Source organism: Castellaniella sp. (assembly GCF_049673105.1).
Taxonomy (GTDB): Bacteria; Pseudomonadota; Gammaproteobacteria; order Burkholderiales; family Burkholderiaceae_B; genus Castellaniella.
Map to the genome: position 1 here is coordinate 1 of NZ_JBATXG010000013.1, position 22,241 is coordinate 22,241.

Below are 22,241 nucleotides of genomic sequence, written 5' to 3' on the forward strand. Positions count from 1 at the left end.
GTGGGTGCTGCTGGCCGGCGCCGTGCAGGCCCTGTGCTTCGCCCCCGGCCCTCTGCCAGCCTGGAGCCTGCCCTTTGTGCAGATCGCCAGTCTGGCCATCCTGGCCGCCCATGTCTGGGGGGCCGCAGGACCGCGGCAGGCGGCGGCCTACGGCTGGCTGTTCGGGGTGGCCCAGTTCACCATCGGGGTGTACTGGCTGACCATCAGCATGCATCAGTTCGGCGGGCTGGCCCTGCCGCTGGCCATCGGCGCGCTGCTGCTGTTCGCCGCCGCCATGGCGCTGTACGCCGCAGGCGCCTGCGCGGTAAGCGCATGGCTGTGCGCGGCCCACAGAAACCCAGAGCAAACCGCCGGGCGGCAGATCTTGAACGCCGTCGCCTGGGCCTGCGCCTGGACCCTGTTCGAGTGGCTGCGCGGCACTTTGTTTACCGGTTTCACCTGGCTGAACGCAGGCTACGCGCATGCGGAAGGCATGTTCGCCGCCTGGGCGCCCTTTGTCGGCGTCTACGGCGTGGCATGGCTGTCCGCCTTTGCCGCCGGGGCCATCGCACTGATGGCGCGCGCCAAAGACACCCCTCCTTATGATCGCAGCGCGGCGGCCACGATCGCACTGGCGCTGCTGACCGGCCTGCTGGGCATCGCCTGGACTCACATCGATTGGTCGCACGCTCAGGGCGACCCCCTGTTGGTCCGCCTGGTGCAGCCCGCCACGCCGCAGTCGGAGAAATTCGATCCGACCAGTTTCGCGGCCACGCAGAACCATGTCCTGCGGCTGGCGGGCCTGCCTGCCAAGACTCCTCAGGACCAACCGGCGCTGATCATCCTGCCCGAAACCGTGATACCGATCTTCCAGGATCAGGCGCCGCCGGCGGTCTGGCAACCCTGGCTGGATCTGGCTCAGCGGATGAACGCCAGCCTGCTCCTGGGCTTGCCGCTGCACGAGCGTACCGCTGCAGGCGACCGCTACACCAATGGCGCCACCGTGATCAGCCCCGCAGACCGCCAACCGCCCTTGAGTCCTGGGCAATGGCGCTACGAGAAACACCATCTGGTCCCCTTCGGGGAGTTCATTCCGCCCGGCTTTCGCTGGTTCGTCCAGGCGCTGCAAATTCCACTGGGGGATTTTGACCAGGGGTCGCTACGCCAGCCGCCGCTCTCTTTGCACGGCCAATCTCTGGCACTGAACATCTGCTACGAAGATATTTTCGGCGAGGAGATCGCCACGGCGGTGGCGCCAGGCGCAGACGGCGCTCCCGGCGCCAGCATCCTGGTCAACCTGAGCAACCTGGCGTGGTTCGGCAACACCTGGGCCTTGCGCCAGCATCTGTGGATCGCCCGCATGCGGGCGCTGGAAACCGCGCGGCCCGTGATCCGCGCCACGAATACCGGCATGACCGCCGCCATCGACCCGAACGGCCAAGTGCGAGGCATGCTGGAGTCCGCCACCCCCGGCGTGATGGACGTGGAAATCCAGGGCGCCCAAGGGCTGACGCCCTATGTGCGCTGGGGCAACAACCCTATTCTGATCTGGACGCTGCTGGGCCTGCTGCTGGCTTGGCGCTACCGCCGCCCCGCCCGCGCAAACTGATTCAGACCTGCGCCGCTTTGGCGTCGCGCAGGTGCCGTTCGAAACTGTCCTGATCCAGGGGTTCGCCCAGCCAGAAACCCTGCCCGGCATCACACCCGATGTTGCGCAGCATGTTGTATTGCGCCTGATTGGCGATGCCCTCGGCAATGACGCGCATGCCCAGGCGATGCGCCAACGCCACCACGGATTCGCACACCAGCCGGGCGGCTTCGTTGTCGGACACCTGCTCGGTGACCTCGCGTTCCAGCTTCAGGGTCTCGAACAGCAAGTCACGAGACGCCAGCAACGCCGGCATCCCGACGGAGACCGCCCCGACGCTGAACCGCATGCCCAGACGATGCAGATCCTGCAGCCGGCTACGCACCAGCGGGCTGAGATTCATCAGCAGATGCTCGTTGAATTCCAGCGACAGGCAATCGGCAGGCAGGTTCTGGGCGCCCAACAGGTCCAGCACATTTTCCAGTCCGGACTGCGCCAGACTGAACTGGCCGGGCGACACATTCACGGTCAGGCGCAAATCGGGCGCCAGGTCCTGGTGCCAACGCCCCAACTGCTGAATGGATTCGCGAAACACCCAATCGCCCAGCGGCTGCATGAGCTGGCGTTCTTCGATGAAAGGGATGAAATCCATGGGCGCAATCACGCCAAAGGTCGGATGCCGCCAGCGCAGCAGGACTTCGGCCTGGATGAGTCGCCCAGTGCGGAAAGAGTAGATCGGCTGGTACAGCAGGAAGAACTGACCGGCTTCGATGGCGTCGGGCAGCGTCACCAACAAATCATGCTGCATGCGCGCCCGGTCCCGCATGGATTGGTCGAAATACTGATAGCCGTTGCGCCCGGCCGCCTTGGCCTGATACATGGCCATATCGACGTGCCGCATCAGCATTTCCGCGTTATCCGCATCCGCCGGATACACGGCAACCCCCAGGCTGGCGGAAATCTGGACCATGCTGCCCGCCAGCGGATAGGGTTCCGTGATGCAGTCCAGCAGGCGTTGGCACAAAACGTCCAGCTGCGGCCTGTCCAACTGCGTGCCGCCGGCTTTGTCCGCGACCAGAATCACGAATTCATCCCCGCCCAGGCGAGCGATGAAATGGCGGTCCTCGGTGCCGCGCCGCAGGCGCTCGGCAACTTCCACCAGCAAATGATCGCCCATTTCGTGTCCCATGGAATCATTGACCTCTTTGAACAGGTCCAGATCCAGGAACAGCAGGGCCACGGATTGCCCCTTGCGGTCCGCCTCATCCACCGACGCTTTCAGGTGTTCATGGAAATACTGGCGATTGGGCAAACTGGTCAGCGGGTCGTGGTGCGCCTGGTTCCAGATGGCGGTTTCCACCTGCTTTTTCTGCGTCACGTCGCTGAGCATCACGACGCGGCAATTGACCGAGCCGTCATGATTCCAGGCCGTATCCAGCACCACGCGCTGGGCGTATTCCTCGCCCGATTTGCGTTGCAGCCAGTATTCGCCTTCCCAGCGCCCCTTGGTATTGATGGCATGCCACATCTGATCGTAAAAATCCCGGTTATGGCGGCCGGGGCGCAGCAAGGTCAGCAATTCGCCGGCGACCTCGTCGGGCCAGTAACCCGTCATGCGGGAATACGCCGGATTGACGTCGATGATGACGCCGGTGGCATCGGTGATCGCAATGGCTTCGCTGCTGTTCTCGTAGGCGATGGCAGCCAGCTGGGCGGATGATTCGGCCTGCTTGCTTTCGGTGATGTCCTGCACCAGACCGATAATGGCGGCATCCTCGCCCGTTCCCACCAGCGTGATGAACGTTTCAATGTCGAACAGCGAGCCGTCCTTGCGGCGGCCATGACGCTCGAACCGCAAGGTCGAGACTTTCTGGCTGCGGCCGGATTTCAAGGCCTCGTCCACCAGATAGCGTTCCCTGGGGGCGATGATGGACAGCAGCGTCAGGTGTCCGATCATTTCGTCGGGCTGATACCCGAAGATATCGGCCATTTTCTGGCTGACGAAACTGAAGCGGTCATGGGCGATCAGGAAAATCCCCACCAGGGCGTTGGATGCCAGCCCCTGAAAAATGATTTCGGATCGCTGCAGGCCTTCCCGGTCCTCGCGCATCTGAGTCAGCAGTTTATGGATATGCTGGGCGCCCGCGTTATAGGCGCGACCGATTTCGATCAGTTCGTCAACCCCGGCAGGCACCACACGGGTGGTGTAATCGCCGCGCAACAGATCCCGTGACGCGCGGCGCAATACCCGCAACGGCAACAACACGCCGCGACGCACCAACAGAAACCCCGCGATCAGCAAGCCAAGATCCAGCATCACCAGGATCACCAACCACTTCAGCACCTGGGTTTTGGCATCATGCAGCACCGGCATTAACGCATCTGCAGCCGTATCGAGCGAGTTCAGCAGCGCGGCGGCATTATCCGCGATCCACTGCCGCTGGACGGCATGCGGAAAATCCCGCTTTTCGGCAAGGGTGTCTCCCCAGGCGTAGGAATCCAGCATCACCGCCTGCAAACGGCCCCGCAACACCACCCAGTCACGTTGAATTTTGGGCAGCGCCTGACGGACCAGCGGCTGATCCAGCGCTTCGATCTCGCGATCCCCCACGACGCCGCCCTGCCCCAGCGCCCGCAGGGCCAAGTCCATGGCATCGATTTCTTTGCTGATCTGCGCAGTCTGCGGCAGGCCGCCATCCGACAGCCGCATCGCCCGTACGGCCAGCAGCTGACTATAGGTACGCATGCTGCCCAGCGTCGCCGACTGGTCGAGCGCGGCATCGTAGCGCGACATGAGCGAATACACCAAAGCAGCATTGCCCAACACAAAGGCCAGCATCAGAATGCAAAATGCGGCTGCCAGCGACCTGAGCCCGAATAAGGCGTGGCCGGCAGACGCTGCTGGTTTTAAAAATCGTGGGCGCATGCGATCCTGGTGATTAAGGAATAGTGTCCTTTTTGTCGCCGCAAGGGATATTCCCCTGATGCCACCAAGCATGTTACCGGATATACCAACAAAGACAATTGAACAAAAGCTGGTTTCCTGACGGGAAATTAGGCTTTTGGATGTGATTTAAAAATAAAAAACCCTGCAAACATCCGTTTGCAGGGTTTTCGTATTTTTTGGCGGAGCGGACGGGACTCGAACCCGCGACCCCCGGCGTGACAGGCCGGTATTCTAACCAACTGAACTACCGCTCCGCAGCGGTGCCAGATAATCTGGCGTCCCCTAGGGGATTCGAACCCCTGTACCCACCGTGAAAGGGTGGTGTCCTAGGCCTCTAGACGAAGGGGACAGGACATTCGTTTATTGAAGAAGTTTGGTGGAGGTAAGCGGGATCGAACCGCTGACCTCTTGCATGCCATGCAAGCGCTCTCCCAGCTGAGCTATACCCCCAAAACAAGGTCTTCATCAACGAAGAAGCGAGATTATGCATGAAAATTTTCAAGTGTGCAAGCCGTGCTGATTTTTTTGTAGATGAGATGCCAACACCGCCAGAACGGTCGCCGTCAGGTGCCGCACATCGTCAGGCGGCATCACGAAAGCCGGTGTCAGATACACGGTGCGCCCCAAGGGCCGAACCCACACACCGGCTTGCAAAAAAGCCTCGCATAAAGCGGCACGGTCGGGCGCATGGTGCAGCTCGACCGCGCCAATCGCACCTTTCACGCGCACTGCCCGCACACCCGGCAAGTCACGACATGCGCCCAAGCCTTCGTTCAGCAGCGTCTCGATCGCCTCCACCTGCGCCAGCCTGGGTTCACTGTCGAATAGATCCAGCGAAGCATGGGCGGCCGCGCAGGCCAGCGCATTGCCCATATATGTCGGCCCATGCATCAAGGCATGCGAGGCATCATCGGACCAGAAAGCCTCGAACACGCGCTGGCTGGCAATCGTCGCCGCCAGGGGCAGCGTCCCGCCGGTCAGCGCCTTGGACAGAGTCAGGATGTCCGGGCGCACATCTGCCTGTTGAAAAGCGAACAGCGAGCCGGTGCGCCCGAAGCCGGTAAAGATCTCATCGAAGATCAGCAGGATGTCGTGCCGGTCCGCCACTCGGCGCAAGCGCCGCAAGACCTGGGGATCGTGCATCTGCATGCCCGCGGCCCCCTGCACCAGGGGTTCGATCAACACAGCAGCCACCCGATCCTGCTGGCGCTGCAGCGCATCATCCAGCAGAGCTTCACTTTGATCATCCTGCGGCAGCGGCAGCATGTCCTGGGCGGGCAACACAGCGCCAAACGCGGCATGCATGCCGATATCGGGATCGCACACGGCCATCGTGCCCAAGGTATCGCCGTGATATCCGCCCCGAAAGGACAAGATACGCCGCCGCTGCGACTCGCCCCGATTCAGCCAGTACTGAATCGCCATCTTCATCGCCACTTCGACGCTGACCGAACCAGATTCGGTGAAAAACACTCTGTCCAACCCGGCCCCCAGCCGCTCGCACAGCCGCTGCGCCAGCGTCAAGGCCGGTTCGTGCACCAGGCCGCCGAACATGATGTGAGGCATGCGTTCCAGCTGCTGCCGGACCGACTCGGCAATGTGGGGATGGTTATACCCGTGACAGGCAGTCCACCAGGAAGCCAGGCCATCAATCAGGACGCGGCCATCAGCCAGATAGATCCGGCAACCCTGGGTGGCCTGAACAGGAACCGGCAAGGCGGCGGTTTTCATCTGGGTATAAGGCAGCCAGATATGCGGATAGCCCTGATCCATCCAGGGCACGGAGGGGAGTGTCATATTTTGTTTCCACTGTGCGGCAGTGCGCCGAAGACCCGACATAGATGATCGAAGCGGGACGATGGAGCCTGTTGGTTTGAATTGTCATTAACTTTCATTTGTCGCTATTTTGTATCTATCTTCACTCAATTCCACTTTTTATCGTTCAAATTGATATTATCGCTTCCCACTGAACTATGTGCCGAAAGACCGGCCCCGCCCTGTCATGGACCCATTCGAGCCGCTTTACCAAGACGCTTTGCGCCGAATGGAACACCTGTCCCGTCGACGCACGCTAAGCACATGCGACACGGACCAGCGCGGCGACAGCGCCCAGGCCATCCTGAATTTCAGCAGCAACGACTATCTGGGACTGGCCTCACATCCTGCTCTGACGACTCGAGCCCGCGACTATGCCCAGCGCTACGGCGCCGGATCAACCGCCTCGCGCCTGATCTGCGGCACCCGCGACCACACGCTGGCGATTGAAGCAAAACTCGCGCACGCCAAAGGCGCCGAGGCCGCCCTGCTGTTCTCATCCGGCTGGCAAGCCAATGCCGCCGTCCTGCCGGCGCTGCTGCGGCTGCTGGGCCGCAACACCCAGGTCTATGTCGATCGCCTGGCGCATGCCAGCCTGCATCAGGGCTGCCGAGCAGCAGGCATTCAGGAAATCCGCTTTCGCCATCAGGACCTGGATCATCTGGAACATCTGATCCAGGCGCGCGATGACCGCGCCTCACACCGGATCATCGTGACGGAAAGCGTTTTCAGCATGGATGGCGACCTGTGCGACGTGCCCGGCCTGACGGCCATCGCCGAGCGATACGGCGCTTTTCTGTACCTGGACGAGGCGCATGCCACCGGCGTTCTGGGACCTGGCGGGATGGGGCTGTCCGGACTGGTCCCCGGTCGGGTCCACCTGGCCATGGGGACGTTCAGCAAGGCGCTGGGCGGCTTTGGCGCCTACGTGGCCGGCTCGCGGGCGTTGTGCGATTACTTGATCAACACCTGCTCGGGCTTCATTCACACCACCGCCTTGCCGCCCGCGGTTCTGGGCGCCATTGACGCCGCCCTGGATCTGGTTCCCGGCCTGCAGACCGAACGCGACCGGCTAGCGGCCCACGGCAAGCGTCTGCGGGCCGCTCTGCAGGACATGGGCATGGACACCGGCGCCTCCAGCACACACATCGTGCCGCTGATCCTCGGCGACGAGCAACGCGCCCTGACTTTCAGCCGCCGGCTGCACGCCCAAGGCATGCTGACCACGGCCATTCGCCCCCCCACGGTGCCGGTCGGCACCAGCCGTCTGCGCATCGCGCTGAGCGCGGCCCACACCGACGCCGATATCGATGCCTTGATCCTGGCCATTTCCGAAACCCATGAGGCCGTCGCATGAACCCAAGTCCGTCACCCGCCGCCAACGTTGCAGCAAGGCGTCAATGCGGCCACCGGCAGACCCGGCGCCTTGCGCAACGATTCGATGCCGCCGCCCCCGAATATGAACGATACGCCGGCGTACAGCCCGCCGTGGCGGACCATCTGCTGGCCTGCATCACGGAACAAACACTGCCGCCCGCGCCCCGCATCCTGGAAATCGGCTGTGGAACCGGCCTCCTGAGCAGGAAGCTGGCCGCGCGATTTCCCGACGCCACATGGACCATCACGGACCTGGCCCCGGCCATGCTCGAACAAGCCCGGCGATCTTTGCGACTGAATCAGGGCGCCCGGTTCCTGATCATGGACGGCGAACACCCCGAACCAAGCCTGGCCGATCCGGGGTTCGATCTGATCTGTTCGAGTATGGTCGTGCAATGGTTCAGCGCCCCCGCGCAAGGCATGGCCCGGCTGGCTGGCCTGCTGGCGCCCGGCGGTTGCCTGGCCGTCGCCGTCCCGGTCGAGGGCACCTGGACGGAATGGCGCGCTGCACATCGATCCCTAGGCCTGAGACCCGCCATGATTCCCTTGCCCTCCGCCGCCTGCCTGCAAGCGCCCCATGCCGCCTTTCAGGCGACCGTCCATACGCAGCGCTATATCGAAGCCTGCGACAGCGGCCTGGACTTCCTGCGGCGACTGCGCGGCATCGGCGCCACCGCCCCTCGCCCTGGCAGCCAGCCCATGACCGTGTCGCAGCTGCGACGCGTCTGCGCGGCATTCGAACAAGCAGGCGCGCAATCCTCATACCGGATTGCCTTCAGCCTGTGGCGCCGCCACGGCGCCGCGCGGCGTGCCGAGGAGACGCTCTGATGCGCAGCCATTCTGCCGCGCCACCGGCCCCAGGCGCCTTTGTGACGGGCACGGATACCGATGTCGGCAAGACTCTGGTATCCGCCATCCTGGTGAAAGCCTGGCAGGCCGACTATTGGAAACCCTATCAGACAGGGGTAGCCGATGCCTGCAGTGACACCGACACCGTCGCTGCCTTGCTGGGACCAGGCGGGCACACCCTGCACCCCCCGGCCTGCATCCTGCAGGCGCCGCTGGCGCCTTGGGCGGCGGCGCGCCTGGAAGGCGTCGCACTGAATGCCGCCGATCTGCGCCTGCCGCGCACGCAGGCGCCGCTGGTGGTCGAAGGGGCCGGCGGGCTTTACGTGCCCATCGATGAGCGGCACATGATGCTGGATCTGGCCGCCCGCCTGGGCCTGCCCCTCGTTCTGGTCACGCGCAGCACCCTGGGGACGATCAATCACACCCTGCTCAGCCTGCAGGCCTTGGCTGCACGCCAACTGCCCGTCATGGGGGTGATCATGAATGGCCCCCTGTCGCCCGGCAACCGCAAAGCGCTGGAACACTTTGGCCACACACGCATCCTGGCGGAAATTCCCCCGCTCCCCCGAGTGGATGCCGCCGCCATCGCCCGGATGGCGGCCGGCATCCCGCCACTGGCATCGATTCTGCCGTCTCCGCCGCCGTGCCGATCCCAGCCCGACGGCATTACAAAAAATTACACCTCAGCGCATCCACTCCCGGCGCAAGGCTTTTCGAATCACAAAAGCATTTAATGTTCTTTTGGTCAACAGATGAGCGAGATTAATAGAAATTGACATGAATTAAAGGCCATTTGAATATTTGTCATTCTCTTGATCCCGCCCTACCATCCCCGCTGTCGTTTCTTTTCCATCATTGCCATGTCTGCTTGTCTGCGCCACGAAACCCTTGATCCTGCCTGGTCCGTCCAGGCCATTCTGGATCTGTTCGAGCTACCCTTCAACGACCTGCTGCTGCAGGCCCAGACGGTGCACCGCCAGCACCATCCGGCCAACGCCGTGCAGCAATCCAGCCTGCTGTCGATCAAGACCGGCGCCTGCCCGGAAGACTGCGCCTACTGTCCGCAATCGTCCCGCTATGCAACTGCGGTGGAACAAGCCCCGCTGATGCCGCTGCCGCAAGTGCTGGCGGCAGCGCGACAGGCACAGGAAGCAGGCGCGCAACGGTTCTGCATGGGCGCGGCCTGGCGATCCCCCACGGAACGCCAGTTGGACGATGTGATCGAACACGTGCAAGCGGTCAAGGCGCTGGGCATGGAAACCTGCGTGACGCTGGGCATGCTCAAGCCCGGTCAGGCCGAACGCCTGAAGGCCGCCGGCCTGGACTACTACAACCACAACCTGGACACCTCGCCCGACTACTATGGCGAGATCATCCATACCCGGACTTATGACGACCGCCTGCAGACACTGCAGCGCGTGCGCGACGCCGGTCTGAAAGTCTGCTGCGGAGGCATCGTCGGCCTGGGGGAATCCCGCGAGGTCCGCGCCGGCCTGATCGCCGCGCTATCCAGCTTGAACCCCTACCCGGAATCCGTGCCGATCAATCAGTTGGTCAAAGTCCCCGGCACGCCGCTGGCTGACGCGCCCGACCTCGACCCTCTGGAATTCGTGCGCACCATCGCCGTGACCCGCATCGTCATGCCGAAAACGGTGGTGCGCTTGTCTGCCGGACGAGAATCCATGCATGACAGCACTCAGGCGCTGTGCTTCATGGCCGGCGCCAATTCGGTCTTTCACGGCGAACAGCTGCTGACCACGCCCAATCCGCAGACGCAGGCCGACGCCAGCCTGTTTCATCGCCTGGGCCTGAAACCCATGCCCCAGGCTGCCGAAGCCCATCTCGCCTAAGCCGCCATGCATACTCTGATCCTCAGCATCTCTTTCAGCGTACTGGTGTCGGTCTTCCTGAAACTCGCCCGGCGTTGTCAGGTGCGCGTCGACCAAGCCATCGCCATGAACTACGTCACGGCCTGCGCATTGTGCCTCTGGCTGCTGCGCCCACCCCTGGAATCACTGGGGCGGCAGACGCCATCGGGCTGGGTCCTGCTGGTGCTGCTGGGCGTGCTGCTGCCCGCCGTCTTCCTGATCATGGCAGCCGCCGTGCGCCAGGCGGGGATCGTGCTGAGCGATACCGCGCAGCGCCTGTCCCTGATCATTCCGGTGCTGGCGGCCTTCCTGGTGTTCCACGAAGCCCTGTCCGGCACAAAGGGCCTGGGCATCCTGCTGGCCCTGGGCGCCCTGGCCTGTCTGCTGCGACGCCCTGTCGCGCAGGATGCGGGCGCCACCCCCGGCGCACCGCCCCCGCCGGCCATGCCGTCCGGCGAACCCATTCAGACAGGCCGCCGGATCTGGCTGCCGCTGCTGGGTGTCTGGGCGGGTTACGGCCTGATCGACATCCTGTTCAAACAGATGGCCCGCACCGGGTCCGGCTTCACCAGCACACTGCTGCTGAGCTTCAGCCTGGCCGGCGTCCTGATGGGCTTATGGCTGCTGATCCGCCGCACGCAATGGCATGCCCGCAGCCTGGCATCCGGCGTTCTGCTGGGCGCGCTGAATTTCGGCAACATCTATTTCTACATCCGCGCCCATCAGACCTACCCGGAAAACCCCACGCTGGTATTCGCCGCCATGAACATCGGCGTGATTTCCATCGGCGCGCTGGTCGGCGCCGGTCTGTTCCGCGAACGCTTAAGCCGGACCAACCTGGCCGGCATCGGCTTGGCGCTGGCCGCCATCGTGCTGCTGTTCCCCCGCTGACGCCGCAAACGGCTCGTCTGCCGGTCGGGCGGGTGCATCGTCCGCCGGCAAGGTATCGTCCACCACGGGGTCGTGCGAAATATCATGCTGAATGTCGACACGGGGATCCAGCACCGCCATGACGTGGGCATTCTGCAGGGTATCCGCCATGGGGACGAACTGTGTGGGCGCATCGGGGCTGACGTGGGTGCCCTTGACCCGCTGTTCCCGGATGAACAGCACCAGCACGGCGGAACAGGCGGACACGAAGACAAAATACACATCGCTGCCCCAGACACGCATCAACAAGCCCGCCAGCAGCGGCCCCAGGCAGGCCCCCACCCCGTACACCATATAGAGCAAGGCGCTTAGGCCCACACGCCGTTCGGGGTCGACATTATCATTGGCAAAGGACGTGCCCATCGGGTACAGCGTGAACTGCACAATACCCAGGATCACGGAAAACGCCACCAGCGCCGGATAAGGAAACTGCAGCCAGCCCCAAAGGGGGATGCCCAGCGCCACCAGAATCAAGGCCCCGACACGAATCAGCTTGACCCGGCTGGTGCGGTCCGCCAGCCATCCCAGCGGCCACTGAAAGATCAGCCCCGCAGCCAGAGATGCAGCCAGAAAAATCCCCACCTGGTGGTTGTCCATGCCGTGCTGCAAGCCGTACACCGGCGCCAGACCATAAAAGGCCCCATTGAGCATGCCGGCAATAAACAGCACCGTCAGGGACATGGGCACACGGTTCATGTAGTAACGCAAAGCCAGCGGCGCAGGCACTTGCAGGGCCGGGTGCAGGCGCCGCGTCAGCGTGATCGGAATCAGGCTGAGCACGCTGCAGATTGCCACGAACACCAGGGGCTGGTAATTCAGGTCCGGGAACAGCCCCAGGGCCAGCTGCCCCAGGACGGTGCCCAAACAGGTGGCCACCATGTAAAAGGCAAAGACCGTCCCGCGAGCGGCATTTTCCGTCTGTTCATTGAGCCAGCTTTCGATGGCGACGAACAGACACACCATGGAAACGCCCGCCACGAAACGCAATGCCAGCCAGAACCACAGGTCGTGGATCAAAATCATGATCAGGACGGTGATCGTGGTCAGGCCGGCGCAGGCCGCATAGGTGCGAATATGACCGACCTGGATGATCAGCCGATAGCCGAAACGCGCCCCCAGGACCAGGCCCAGATAATAGGACGCGATCATGGCGCCCACCCAGACTTCGGACACCGACTGCGCCGTCAGCCGCAGTCCCAGATAGGTGTTGAACAGCCCCGAACTGAGCAACAGGATCAGAGTTGCCAGATACAGGGAAAAGAAGGCGCCGATTGTCTTGGCCATGGAAAAACCCGTTCAGGACCGGGCCGAATATCGGCAGCAGCCTGGATGAAATATCCGATATGATAGAACGATGAATACGATCGAAGTATCGCCCAGTCTGACTCATCTGGATGAAAACGGCCAGGTCCGAATGGTCGACGTCGGCGCCAAGGCCGCCACGGCCCGCACCGCCATCGCCGAAGGCCGCGTCCGGCTCAGCCCGCACGCCTGGCATCTGTTGTCCGCCCAGGACAACGCCAAAGGCGAAGTCCTGAATACCGCCCGCATTGCCGGCATCCTGGCCGCCAAACGCTGCGCTGAACTGATCCCGCTGTGCCACAGCCTGCCGCTCAGCTTCGTGGGCGTGGATTTCAGCGCCGACGACGCCAGCCACACCCTGACGGTTCGCAGCACCTGCCGCACCAACCACCAGACCGGCGTCGAAATGGAAGCCATGACCGCCTGCACGGTGGCGGCCCTGACCGTCTACGATATGTGCAAGGCCGCCGACAAAGGCATCGTCATCGAACAGGTCCGGCTGGTCTACAAATCCGGAGGTAAAAGCGGTGAATGGCGCAACGATTAAGGTCCTGTATTTCGCTCAGGTCGCCGAACACCTGGGCATCCGCCAGGAAACCCAGGCGCTGGACGCCCCGATCCAGGCTGGCGTCTGGCTGGACGCCCTGGCGACGCGCTGCCCGGCGCTGGGCGCGGCCAGCAGCCTGAAACTGGCCATCAACCAAGAACACGCCAGCCGGCAGGACACCATCCGGCCAGGCGATGAAATCGCGGTCTTCAACCCCGTCACCGGCGGTTGACCCGCGCGGCAGGGCTCTCGGCATGGTACTGATTCAAACTGAACGCTTCGACGTAGCCGCCCTGATCGACCGGCTGCAAGCCCGCACGGCGGGACAGGCGGGCGCCCTGGTGCATTTCCTGGGCACCGTGCGCGACTACAGCCCCGAATCCAATTCCCGCAGCCTGTTCCTGGAACACTATCCAGGCATGTGCGAACGCGAAATCCAGGCGCTGTGTGATCGCGCCAAACAACGCTGGGATATTCTGGACACGCTGGTGGTGCACCGCGTCGGCGAGCTGCCGCTGGGCGACCCCATCGTCTTTGTCGGGGTGGCCAGCGCGCACCGGGGCGAGGCCTTTCGCGCCTGTGAATACATCATCGACACCCTGAAAACCCAGGCCCCCTTCTGGAAGCGCGAAACGCTGGCCGACGGGCAGGCATTCTGGGTGCAGCAACAAGACGCCGACGCCCGTAAAACCGCACTGTGGGAGACTCCCTCCACGCCATGAAAGCCGATCCGACCCAACCCCCCGTCAGCCTGCGCTGCGCCATCCTGACCGTTTCCAGTCGCCGACAGGCCAAGGACGACACCAGCGGCGATTATCTGGATGCCGCTCTGCGGGACGCCGGTCACACAGTGCAGGCGCGCAGCCTATGTCCGGATGACCGTTACCAGATCCGCAAGATCCTCAGCGACTGGATCGCCGACCCCGACGTCCAGGTGATCCTGTGCAACGGCGGCACGGGCTTTTCCCACCGCAAATCCACCATCGCCGCCGTGACGCCCCTGCTGGATCAGGTGGTGCCCGGCTTCGGAGAACTGTTCCGCCACCTGTCCTGGCTGGATATCGGGGCCTCGTCCCTGCAGTCCGACGCTCTGGGCGGCACCGCCAACCAGACGCTGGTGTTCTGCCTGCCAGGGTCCACCGGCGCCTGCCGTCTGGCCTGGGAAAAAATCCTGCTGCCACAGCTCGACAGCCGCCAGCCGCCCTGCAATTTCGCCAGCGCCTACCGCGCCCACACCCCGGACTGACCATGCTGGATTTCGACACGGCTCAAGCCCAACTGGCGGCACGCACCCGCACTCCCGAACAACAGGACACCCTGCCACTGGCGGCGCTATCCGGTCGCGTCCTGGCTACCGACGTGCTGGCCACGCTGGACCTGCCGCCCGCCGACAACAGCGCCATGGACGGCTATGCCGTGCGGGCGGCGGACACCGCTGCGGCCCCGGCCACCCTGCCCATCCAGCAACGCTGCTTTGCCGGACAAGCACCCCAGGCCCTGCTGCCGGGCCAGGCAATCCGCCTGTTCACCGGCAGTCTGATCCCCGCTGGCGCCGACACGGTCGTCATGCAGGAAGACTGTCACGAAGACACCCGCGGCGTCACGTTTCCAGCGCCGGTCCCGGCTGGCCGGCATATCCGCCGCCGCGGCGAGGACATGCGCCAAGGCAGTCGCGTGCTGGCCCAAGGCGACCTGCTGGATGCGGCGCGGATCGCAATCCTGGCCGCCCAGGGCATCGCCCAGGCACCCGTCTATGCACAGCTGAAAGTCGGCATCCTGACCACCGGCGACGAGCTGATCCCGCCGGGCCAGCCGCTGCAGCCAGCCGCCATCTACAATTCCAACGCCCCCATGCTGGCCAGCCTGTGTCAGGGCCTGCAGACTGCGCCGGTGCAACTGCGCCATGCCCGCGACGAGGCCGACGCCACCGAAGCCGCCCTGCTTGAACTCAGCCGCAGCTGCGATCTGGTGCTAAGCGTTGGCGGGGCATCCGTGGGCGAAAAAGATCTGGTCAAACCCGCCATCGAATCCCTGGGCGGCAGCCTGGATCTGTGGCGGGTGCGCATGAAACCCGGCAAACCGGTCGCTCTGGCCGATCTGAACGGCAAACCCGTCGTCTGCCTGCCCGGCAATCCGGTGTCGGCCTTTGCGGTCTTCACCCTGCTGGTCAGCCCTCTGATCCGGGGCTTGCAGGGCCGCAAGCAGATCCTGCCACCCGTGCGGTATGGCGTCCTGCACACCGACTGCACACTGGGCAGCGACCGCGACGACTTCATCCGCATCCAGGCTGCGCTGACGCCGTCGGGAGAAACCCTCCTGACGCCGCACACGCAGCAAAGTTCGGGGGTGCTCAGCAGCCTGGCGTGGGCCGATGGATTGGCGCGCATTCCGGCCGGCAGCCAATTATCATCGGGCGCCGGCGTTACCTGGTACGCTCTGTCGGACTGGCTACGCTAAGCGCGTTGGCGCTGACAGGACACGCTGGCGGGCATCAGCCCGCGGCGGGACCATGGCCCCGACGCATCCAGCGATCCCAGTCCTGAGGCGTATTCAGATTGACCAAACAATCCTCGCCTGAAAAATCGACCGGCTGAGCGCCGCAATCCTGCAGCCAGGCCTGTACCTGGCGCCGGCCCGATTGCACAAAATCCCGCAGACCGCCCGCCAAGGAAGCATGCGCCACCAGGCACAAGGGATGCGGTCCATCCGGCGTGCGCGCGTAGGCGGGATGATCCGGGGTGGCGGCGGCAGTCAGGCGCGCCAGCAGATCCGGCGGCCAGCGCAACACGTCCACCGGCAGGATGAACAACCAAGGGGAAGACGCCTGCTGCAAGCCGGCCAGCACGCCAGCCAAAGGGCCGCTGTGCGACAGATCGGCGGCATCGGGTACCACATGGCCGTAGACGGCATAGGCCTCGCTGTGGCGATTGGCGCTGATATGGAGATGGGCGACGCCCTGGTCCTGCATGTACTGGCAGACCCAGGCCACCAGTGGTCGGCCCCGCCAGTTCCGCAGGCCTTTGTCGACATCCGGCATGGCGGATGTGCGCATGCGAAAGGACTGGCCGCCCGCCAGAATCAGGCCATCGATCCGCCCGGCTGTGGTGGGTTGCGCTGTATCAGCCAGAAGCCCGGCGGCTGCCGGAGCGCCCGCCGGGTCTGCGCTAGCCACCGATATAGCTCATTTCGATTTTGTGGTCGCGGTGGGCCTGGCCGCGCCGTTCGGAATATCGGTCGCCACGCACCTGCCAAATGCCGGCCAGGCGGTCGGCCAGCGCCTGATGATCGGCGCCCGAACGCAGCAAGGCCCGCAGATCGTGGCCCTGTTCGGCGAACAGACAGGTGAACAGCCGCCCTTCCGGCGACAGACGCAAGCGCGTGCAATCGCCGCAAAACGGCTGGGATACGCTGGTGATCAGGCCGATTTCCCCCGCCCCATCGCCATAGGCCCAACGGCTGGCGACCTCGCCGCGATAGTTGGCCCCGACCGGCTGCAAGGGGAATTCGCCCGAAATCAGGCGCACGATATCGGCCCCGGTGACGACTTCATCCATCCGCCAGCCATTGGTATTGCCGACGTCCATGTATTCGATGAAACGCAGCACATGCCCCGTACCCCGGAAATACCGGGCCATCGGCAGAATCTGAGCATCGTTCATGCCCCGGCGCACGACCATATTGACCTTGACCGGCCCCAGGCCCGCCTGGGCGGCGGCTTCGATGCCCTCGAGCACGGTGGCGACCGCCACACGGCTGTCGCTCATGCGCTCGAACAAGGCGTCATCCAGCGCATCCAGACTGACCGTGACGCGGTTCAGACCCGCCCGCGCCAGCGCATCGGCTTTTTTGGCCAATAGCGTGCCGTTGGTCGTGAGCGTGAGTTCGGGTGGCTGCCCATCTGGGGTGCGCAACTGCGCCAGCATGGCGATCAGGACTTCGATCTGTTTGCGCAGCAAGGGTTCGCCGCCGGTCAGACGGATTTTACGCACCCCTTGCGACAGCGCCACGGCGGCGACCTGAGTGATTTCCTCGAAGGAGAGCAAGGCGCTGGCGGGCAGGAATACATGATCCGCGCCGAAAATCTCGCGCGGCATGCAGTAGGTACAACGAAAATTACAGCGATCCGTAACCGAGATCCGCATATCCCGCAAAGGCCGCCCGTAGGTGTCGAGCACGGCCTCGCCAGGCGCCAATACTGGCGCCCGGTGAGCGGGGTCTTGGGTCTGATGGAAAATGACGCGGCTCATGACGGACACGCGACTAATCGTTTTCCTTGACGCGATAGACCAACGTGGCGACCTTTGCCAGGCCGAGGACTTTGACGGTGACGCTGCCCAACAGCAGACGCGACAAGCCGCTGCGACCATGGCTACCGATGAAGATCAGGTCGCAATCGAGTTCTTTTGCAGCATGGACGATGCCGTCGGCCACATTGAAATTGGACACGGCCTTGCTCGTGGCCTTGACCCCGGCCGTGGCGGCGCGATCCAGCACCTGCTGCAGGTACTTTTGCGCCTGCTCGGCCGCCGTGCGGTCGTAGTCTTCGTCCGTGATGGCATAGGCCGCAGCCATGCCATCGAACCCAACCGTCGCAGCAAAAGGCTGCGTGACGTGCAGCGCAACGACTTCGGCCCCGATAGTGCGAGCAAAGCAGACACCCTTGTTGGCCGCCTGGGCCGAAAGCTTGGAGCCGTCTGTAGGGATCAGGATTTTCTTGAACATATTCAGATCATCCAAAAAACTGAACAGGAGACTTCAGCATACCTGCTAGGCAGCTGAAAGGACAGTCGTATCAGCCCTGAGATTGATGTGACGCAGATTCTTTCGCTGCCTGAAATAATGTGGTGCAACGCCCGCCGGAGCGGCAAAAAGCCAACACCGGACCGGGGAGTTCCTGCAACAGATGGGAAAAATCCGCCACGTCGGCAGCCGTGATGGCGCCGCTGACCACCGGCTGATAGCGCGCCTGCAGCCCCGCTGCCTGCGCCGCCTGCAACACATCCGCCGACAGCGGCTGGCCGGGGCCGTCCTCGCCGTCAGGGCGATTGATGATGACGGATTTGAAACCCGCATCGGCCAGCGCCTGCATATCGGCTGGCTGCAATTGTCCGGCCACGGCAAAATCGGGGGCCAGGGATTGATAAGACACGCTCATGAGGGCTCCTTGCAGGGGTCTGTCCCTGCGATCGTCAAATGATGGTCGGCCAGCCGCTGCGCCATGCGCGCACTCGACAGCACGGCATATTCCGCCTGGCGCTGATCGCTCAGGGCATCGCGCGCATCCGTCCCCTGCGCGGGATGGCACATCAGCACATCGCCGTCCCGGGCCTGCGCCAGCCAACGCGACATCCAGGTTTCATAGGCAGAGACGCCGCCTGTGAAATCATACACGCCCAGAAATCCGGGATTCTGGATCAGACCGGCGGCCTGAACCCGACGACGCAGCCCGGCTGCCCCCAGACCGGCGATCACCCGCGCTTTGACACGCAACCGCCAGGGCAGGCCCGCCAGACGGGGACGACCGGTATCGCGGATCCAGGGTGTCGCAGCCCTGTCCTTCAATGCCTGCAGCAGCAGATCGCGCACGCCAGGCAATTGGTGCACATGCTGGTGACCATCGACATAATCCGGCAAACGGCCCGTCAGGTTCTGGAAACCGTCCAGCTGACGGCTAATCTCGGTGCGCACCTGATCCAGCGGCAGGCGGCGCAGATAGGCGGACTGGATCAGCGATTTCAACGGCTGGCAAAACCCCCGTTGACCAAAAGATTCCGTCAGGTTCAGATGCAGGCCGACCTGCAGATGGGTTGCCAGCAAGGCCGGCAAATTGTGCGCCGCGCTGGGGCCATCGACCAGCAGGCTGGTGGCCGACAGGCGACCCAGACCGGCGAGACCAAGGACGCCGGCATCCACGGTGGCGTTCATCCCGAAATCGTCGGCGCACACTACAATGCGGCGGTACTCGGAAGCGGGGCTGGCGCTTGGGCGTTCAGGATTCATGTTCAAAAAACTCTACACCCAGATCGGCTGGTTCGTCATTGTAGGCTGCGCGGCGGCGGCGACCCATTGGGCCGTCGCCGTCGCCTGCGTCGCCTGGGGCGGGCTGGCGCCTTTGCTGGCCAATGTGGCGGGCTGGCTGGTCGCCTTCGGCGTCTCGTTCGCTGGTCATTATCGCCTGACGTTCCGGCATCAGCACGCGCCTCTGCTGCGGTCCGCCCTGCGCTTTTTCCTGGTGTCGGCCTTGGGCTTCGCCGTCAATGAAGCCACCTACGCCGCACTGCTGGAAATCACGCCGATCCGCTATGACATCCTGCTGGCGTTGGTGCTGATCGGCATCGCCGGCATGACCTTCATTCTGGGGCGCTACTGGGCGTTTCAGCACAGCCGTTGACCGCATCCCCCGCCGCCAGCCGCCACAGTCCCATGCCACGCGTCTGCGCCACCGGCGCCTGCCCGGCCAGCGCCGGCAGGCGATGAGCCTCGTCGACCCACGCCATCAGCCAGGTGGTCGGATGGTCCGGGCGGCATAGAAAATCCTGCAAGCGCGAGGGCAGCCACAGGACATCCGCCCCGTGGTCCGGCATGAACAGGGCCGCATCGGCCAATTCGCGGCGCCAATCGTCGCCCCGCATCACATCGGGATCATCCCAGTTCGTCACGGCGACAATGGGAGACCGCCAGCCTGCATACATGGGCAGGTCGTACGCATACTGATTGAACATGACCAGCTGGTCGCCTGGCTCTGCGGACTGCGCCAGCACCTGCGCCAGCGGTTTGGAACTACGCTGCGGCGCCAACAGCAGGGCCACGACCGCTACCAGACAGATGCCGGCGGCGATCAGCGCATGCCGCACCAGACTGCGGCGCACGTTCGGCGCGGTTTCTTCCTTGCGCTGTTCGAAGGTTTCCTGAATGAACCAGGCCAGCGGCGGCAACGCAGCGATCACGTAGCCGACGAGCTTCGACGTAGGAATGGAGAAAAACACCAGCACAACCGCCAGCCACGACAGCATCAGACCGCGCAGCACCCGGCGATCCACCTGTTCCGCTCGGTTGGTCGGCGGCACGAAACTGGTGTGCAGGGGTCCATGCAGATGCAGCCAACGCCACAACTGGATCGACCAGGGCAGCGTCAAGCCCAGGATGACGGGCAGGTAGAACCAGAAGGGGTGTGGGTTGTTAAAACCGGTTTCCAGGAAACGCTGGAAATGTTGGTAGACGATGTAATAGTCAAAGAAGCCCGGATAGCGCATCTGCATGGCGACCATCCAGGGCAGGACCAGCGCCAGGAACAGCAGGATGCCGGGCCACCACAGCAAGCGTCCCATGGCCCGGTAGCGGCGCCGGCCCAGCAGCCAGAAAAACAGCACGCCCCCCGGCAGCACGACGCCGATCAGGCCCTTGGCCAGGAACCCGGCGGCAGCCAGCACATACATGCCCAGCACGGCGATGCGATCGGGGCGCTGCTGTTCGTGACGGAACACCGCATCGGCCCCGGCCATGACCGTCAGGCTGATCAGGGCGCCCACCAGCATATCCAGATTGGCGTAGTGCGCCGCGCCGAACAGAAAGGGTTGCACCGCCAGGATCAACACCGTACGGGTGGCGGCGGACAGCCGCGCATACCGGCGCAAAAAGGCATAGAACACCGTCACCGTCACGGTAGCGGCCAGGACCGAGACCAGACGGCCCGCCCAAGCATTGTCCCCGAACACCGCCAGCGCCCCGGCTGTCAGCCAATAGAACAGGGGCGGCTTATGAAAAAACGGCATGCCGTCCAGGCGCGGCGTCAGGTAATCGCCCGACACCAGCATGTGCCAGGCCACGCCTACATAACGCCCCTCGTCGGGCAGCAGCAGGGGATAGGCCCAGGTCGTCGCAGCCAGCCAGATGAACACGCAGGCCGCCACCCAACCCCAGGTCGCCCTGGCCTGCATGCACTGCCAGCCGTTTTCGCAGACGTCCATCACACGATGGCCTGCGCGGCAGATCTTGGCAACGGCGTTCATACGATCGATTCCGGCGGCACGTTGGATGGTTCCCGGCCTGCTTGCGCGGCAGACGCCGGATCCGAACGCAAGCCATTGCCAACCCGCTCGCGCAATAGATAAATGGGCCGTCCTTTCACTTCGGTGAAGATGCGCGCTATGTATTCGCCCACTACGCCCAGGGACATCAGGTTGACGCCGGAAAAGAACAGCACCGCCGTAATCAGCGTGGCCCAGCCGCGCACCGGATCGCCGAACAGCACATACGTGACGACGATCACCAGGCCGTAGAGAAAAGCCGCCATCGACAGGCAGGCACCCACCAAGCTCAGTACGCGCAGCGGCCAGGTCGTGAAGGCCGTGAGGCCGTCCACGGCAAAACGCAGCAGCTTCAAAGGATGAAACCGGCTGACGCCATGCCGACGCTGGGACGGTGTATAAGACATGGGTTCGGACTCGAACCCCACCCAGGCGAACAGGCCCTTCATGAAGCGGTCGCGCTCGGGCAGGCTGAGTAAAGCCTCGACCACCACCCGATCCATCAAGCGGAAATCACCGGCGTTGGGCGGCACGGTACGACCGTCGGAAGTCCGCATCAACGCATAAAACAGACGCGAACCGATCCGTTTGAAGGGGCTTTCATCCTGCCGCGTCGCCCGTACGGCATAGACCATCTGCACCCCCTCGCGCCAGCGATCCAGCATGGCCGGCACCATCTGCGGGGGATGCTGCATATCGGCATCCAGGCAGACGATGACATTGCCCTGAGCCGCTTCCAGGCCCGCCGTCAGCGCGGCTTCTTTGCCGAAATTGCGCGACAGGCGCAAATAAACGATTTGCGGATGCAGACTGCACCAGTGCCGCAACAGATCGGGTGTGCCGTCCGTGCTGCCATCATCGACCACGATGATTTCCAGGGCATCCACCCGGGATTCCAGTGTTGCCAGCAATTCGGGCAGCAAAATGCCCAGATTGGCCTGTTCATTCAGGCACGGCACAACGCACGACAGAGAGACTGGCTGAGGCATGGGGAATCAGATCGATGAGAACG

General features: G+C 63.8%; 22 protein-coding genes and 3 tRNA genes. 12 read left to right on the forward strand and 13 right to left on the reverse strand.

Features of this window, described 5'->3' with window-relative positions; all coding sequences use genetic code 11:
• Window positions 1-4 precede the first annotated feature (4 nt).
• The gene (gene lnt / locus WBF69_RS04205) at window positions 5-1,588 is read left to right on the forward strand and encodes an apolipoprotein N-acyltransferase (RefSeq protein WP_424261699.1); all 1,584 of its coding nucleotides are present in this window, start codon (window positions 5-7) and stop codon (window positions 1,586-1,588) included.
• A 1-nt stretch (window position 1,589) separates the two neighbouring features.
• Here lnt and WBF69_RS04210 read toward each other — a convergent pair whose 3' ends face one another.
• From WBF69_RS04210 to WBF69_RS04230, 5 genes are all read right to left on the reverse strand, one after another.
• Entirely contained in the window at window positions 1,590-4,406 is a 2,817-nt protein-coding gene (locus WBF69_RS04210) for an EAL domain-containing protein (RefSeq protein WP_424261545.1), read from the reverse strand.
• 285 nt (window positions 4,407-4,691) lie between these two features.
• Window positions 4,692-4,768 (reverse strand) — tRNA-Asp (locus tag WBF69_RS04215).
• A gap of 19 nt (window positions 4,769-4,787) precedes the next feature.
• Window positions 4,788-4,863: transfer RNA gene (locus WBF69_RS04220), tRNA-Glu, on the reverse strand.
• 25 nt (window positions 4,864-4,888) lie between these two features.
• A tRNA-Ala gene (locus WBF69_RS04225) sits at window positions 4,889-4,964 on the reverse strand.
• 48 nt (window positions 4,965-5,012) lie between these two features.
• The gene (locus WBF69_RS04230; protein ID WP_424261547.1) at window positions 5,013-6,311 is read right to left on the reverse strand and encodes an adenosylmethionine--8-amino-7-oxononanoate transaminase; all 1,299 of its coding nucleotides are present in this window, start codon (window positions 6,309-6,311) and stop codon (window positions 5,013-5,015) included.
• 205 nt (window positions 6,312-6,516) lie between these two features.
• Between WBF69_RS04230 and WBF69_RS04235 the strand changes: the two genes are divergently transcribed.
• The 5 genes from WBF69_RS04235 (at window position 6,517) to WBF69_RS04255 (ending at window position 11,314) form a co-directional block, all read left to right on the forward strand.
• Entirely contained in the window at window positions 6,517-7,686 is a 1,170-nt protein-coding gene (locus tag WBF69_RS04235) for an aminotransferase class I/II-fold pyridoxal phosphate-dependent enzyme (RefSeq protein ID WP_424261549.1), read from the forward strand.
• Entirely contained in the window at window positions 7,683-8,534 is an 852-nt protein-coding gene (locus tag WBF69_RS04240) for a methyltransferase (RefSeq protein WP_424261551.1), read from the forward strand. Before WBF69_RS04235 ends, WBF69_RS04240 begins: the two co-directional genes overlap by 4 nt.
• Entirely contained in the window at window positions 8,534-9,289 is a 756-nt protein-coding gene (bioD, locus tag WBF69_RS04245; protein ID WP_424261553.1) for a dethiobiotin synthase, read from the forward strand. The genes WBF69_RS04240 and bioD overlap by 1 nt, the downstream gene beginning before the upstream one ends.
• A gap of 126 nt (window positions 9,290-9,415) precedes the next feature.
• Window positions 9,416-10,405: a biotin synthase BioB gene (gene bioB, locus WBF69_RS04250; RefSeq protein ID WP_424261555.1), complete on the forward strand. Its 990-nt coding sequence runs from the start codon at window positions 9,416-9,418 to the stop codon at window positions 10,403-10,405.
• Window positions 10,406-10,411: 6 nt separating this feature from the next.
• A complete protein-coding gene (locus WBF69_RS04255) occupies window positions 10,412-11,314 on the forward strand; it encodes an EamA/RhaT family transporter (RefSeq protein WP_424261557.1) in 903 nt (300 codons plus the stop codon).
• Here WBF69_RS04255 and WBF69_RS04260 read toward each other — a convergent pair.
• A complete protein-coding gene (locus WBF69_RS04260; RefSeq protein ID WP_424261559.1) occupies window positions 11,246-12,637 on the reverse strand; it encodes an MFS transporter in 1,392 nt (463 codons plus the stop codon). The genes WBF69_RS04255 and WBF69_RS04260 overlap by 69 nt on opposite strands.
• Window positions 12,638-12,707: 70 nt before the next feature.
• On the opposite strand from WBF69_RS04260, the gene moaC reads away from it, so the two are divergent.
• The 5 genes from moaC to glp are packed head-to-tail and all read left to right on the forward strand — an operon-like array spanning window position 12,708 to window position 15,659.
• A complete protein-coding gene (gene moaC / locus WBF69_RS04265; protein WP_424261561.1) occupies window positions 12,708-13,202 on the forward strand; it encodes a cyclic pyranopterin monophosphate synthase MoaC in 495 nt (164 codons plus the stop codon).
• Window positions 13,183-13,434 (forward strand): MoaD/ThiS family protein, encoded by a 252-nt coding sequence (locus tag WBF69_RS04270; protein WP_424261563.1) that lies wholly within the window; start codon window positions 13,183-13,185, stop codon window positions 13,432-13,434. The genes moaC and WBF69_RS04270 overlap by 20 nt, the downstream gene beginning before the upstream one ends.
• A 22-nt stretch (window positions 13,435-13,456) precedes the next feature.
• Window positions 13,457-13,924, forward strand: coding sequence for a molybdenum cofactor biosynthesis protein MoaE (locus WBF69_RS04275; RefSeq protein ID WP_424261565.1), 468 nt, complete (start codon window positions 13,457-13,459; stop codon window positions 13,922-13,924).
• Window positions 13,921-14,448: a molybdenum cofactor biosynthesis protein B gene (moaB, locus tag WBF69_RS04280; protein ID WP_424261567.1), complete on the forward strand. Its 528-nt coding sequence runs from the start codon at window positions 13,921-13,923 to the stop codon at window positions 14,446-14,448. Before WBF69_RS04275 ends, moaB begins: the two co-directional genes overlap by 4 nt.
• Before the next feature lie 2 nt (window positions 14,449-14,450).
• Complete coding sequence (glp, locus tag WBF69_RS04285; protein ID WP_424261569.1) at window positions 14,451-15,659, forward strand: gephyrin-like molybdotransferase Glp; 1,209 nt, start codon at window positions 14,451-14,453, stop codon at window positions 15,657-15,659.
• Window positions 15,660-15,693: 34 nt separating this feature from the next.
• Here the strand turns inward: glp and mobA are convergent, their stop codons facing one another.
• The 5 genes from mobA to WBF69_RS04310 form a co-directional block, all read right to left on the reverse strand.
• Entirely contained in the window at window positions 15,694-16,374 is a 681-nt protein-coding gene (gene mobA / locus WBF69_RS04290; RefSeq protein WP_424261571.1) for a molybdenum cofactor guanylyltransferase, read from the reverse strand.
• On the reverse strand, window positions 16,367-17,449 hold the full coding sequence (moaA, locus tag WBF69_RS04295) for a GTP 3',8-cyclase MoaA (RefSeq protein WP_424261573.1): 1,083 nt from the start codon (window positions 17,447-17,449) through the stop codon (window positions 16,367-16,369). The genes mobA and moaA overlap by 8 nt, the downstream gene beginning before the upstream one ends.
• Before the next feature lie 13 nt (window positions 17,450-17,462).
• The gene (locus tag WBF69_RS04300) at window positions 17,463-17,924 is read right to left on the reverse strand and encodes a universal stress protein (protein WP_424261575.1); all 462 of its coding nucleotides are present in this window, start codon (window positions 17,922-17,924) and stop codon (window positions 17,463-17,465) included.
• Window positions 17,925-17,994: 70 nt separating this feature from the next.
• Entirely contained in the window at window positions 17,995-18,357 is a 363-nt protein-coding gene (locus WBF69_RS04305; protein WP_424261577.1) for a TIGR01244 family sulfur transferase, read from the reverse strand.
• Window positions 18,354-19,202: a ChbG/HpnK family deacetylase gene (locus WBF69_RS04310; RefSeq protein ID WP_424261579.1), complete on the reverse strand. Its 849-nt coding sequence runs from the start codon at window positions 19,200-19,202 to the stop codon at window positions 18,354-18,356. The genes WBF69_RS04305 and WBF69_RS04310 overlap by 4 nt, the downstream gene beginning before the upstream one ends.
• Between WBF69_RS04310 and WBF69_RS04315 the strand changes: the two genes are divergently transcribed.
• Window positions 19,201-19,593, forward strand: coding sequence for a GtrA family protein (locus WBF69_RS04315; protein WP_424261581.1), 393 nt, complete (start codon window positions 19,201-19,203; stop codon window positions 19,591-19,593). The genes WBF69_RS04310 and WBF69_RS04315 overlap by 2 nt on opposite strands.
• Here WBF69_RS04315 and WBF69_RS04320 read toward each other — a convergent pair.
• Together WBF69_RS04320 and WBF69_RS04325 are read right to left on the reverse strand one after the other, a co-directional pair.
• Window positions 19,553-21,211, reverse strand: a complete 1,659-nt coding sequence (locus WBF69_RS04320; RefSeq protein ID WP_424261583.1) for an ArnT family glycosyltransferase — start codon at window positions 21,209-21,211, stop codon at window positions 19,553-19,555. The two genes, WBF69_RS04315 and WBF69_RS04320, sit on opposite strands and share 41 nt — an antisense overlap.
• Window positions 21,208-22,218: a glycosyltransferase family 2 protein gene (locus tag WBF69_RS04325; protein WP_424261585.1), complete on the reverse strand. Its 1,011-nt coding sequence runs from the start codon at window positions 22,216-22,218 to the stop codon at window positions 21,208-21,210. The genes WBF69_RS04320 and WBF69_RS04325 overlap by 4 nt, the downstream gene beginning before the upstream one ends.
• Between the last annotated feature and the right edge of the window lie 23 nt (window positions 22,219-22,241).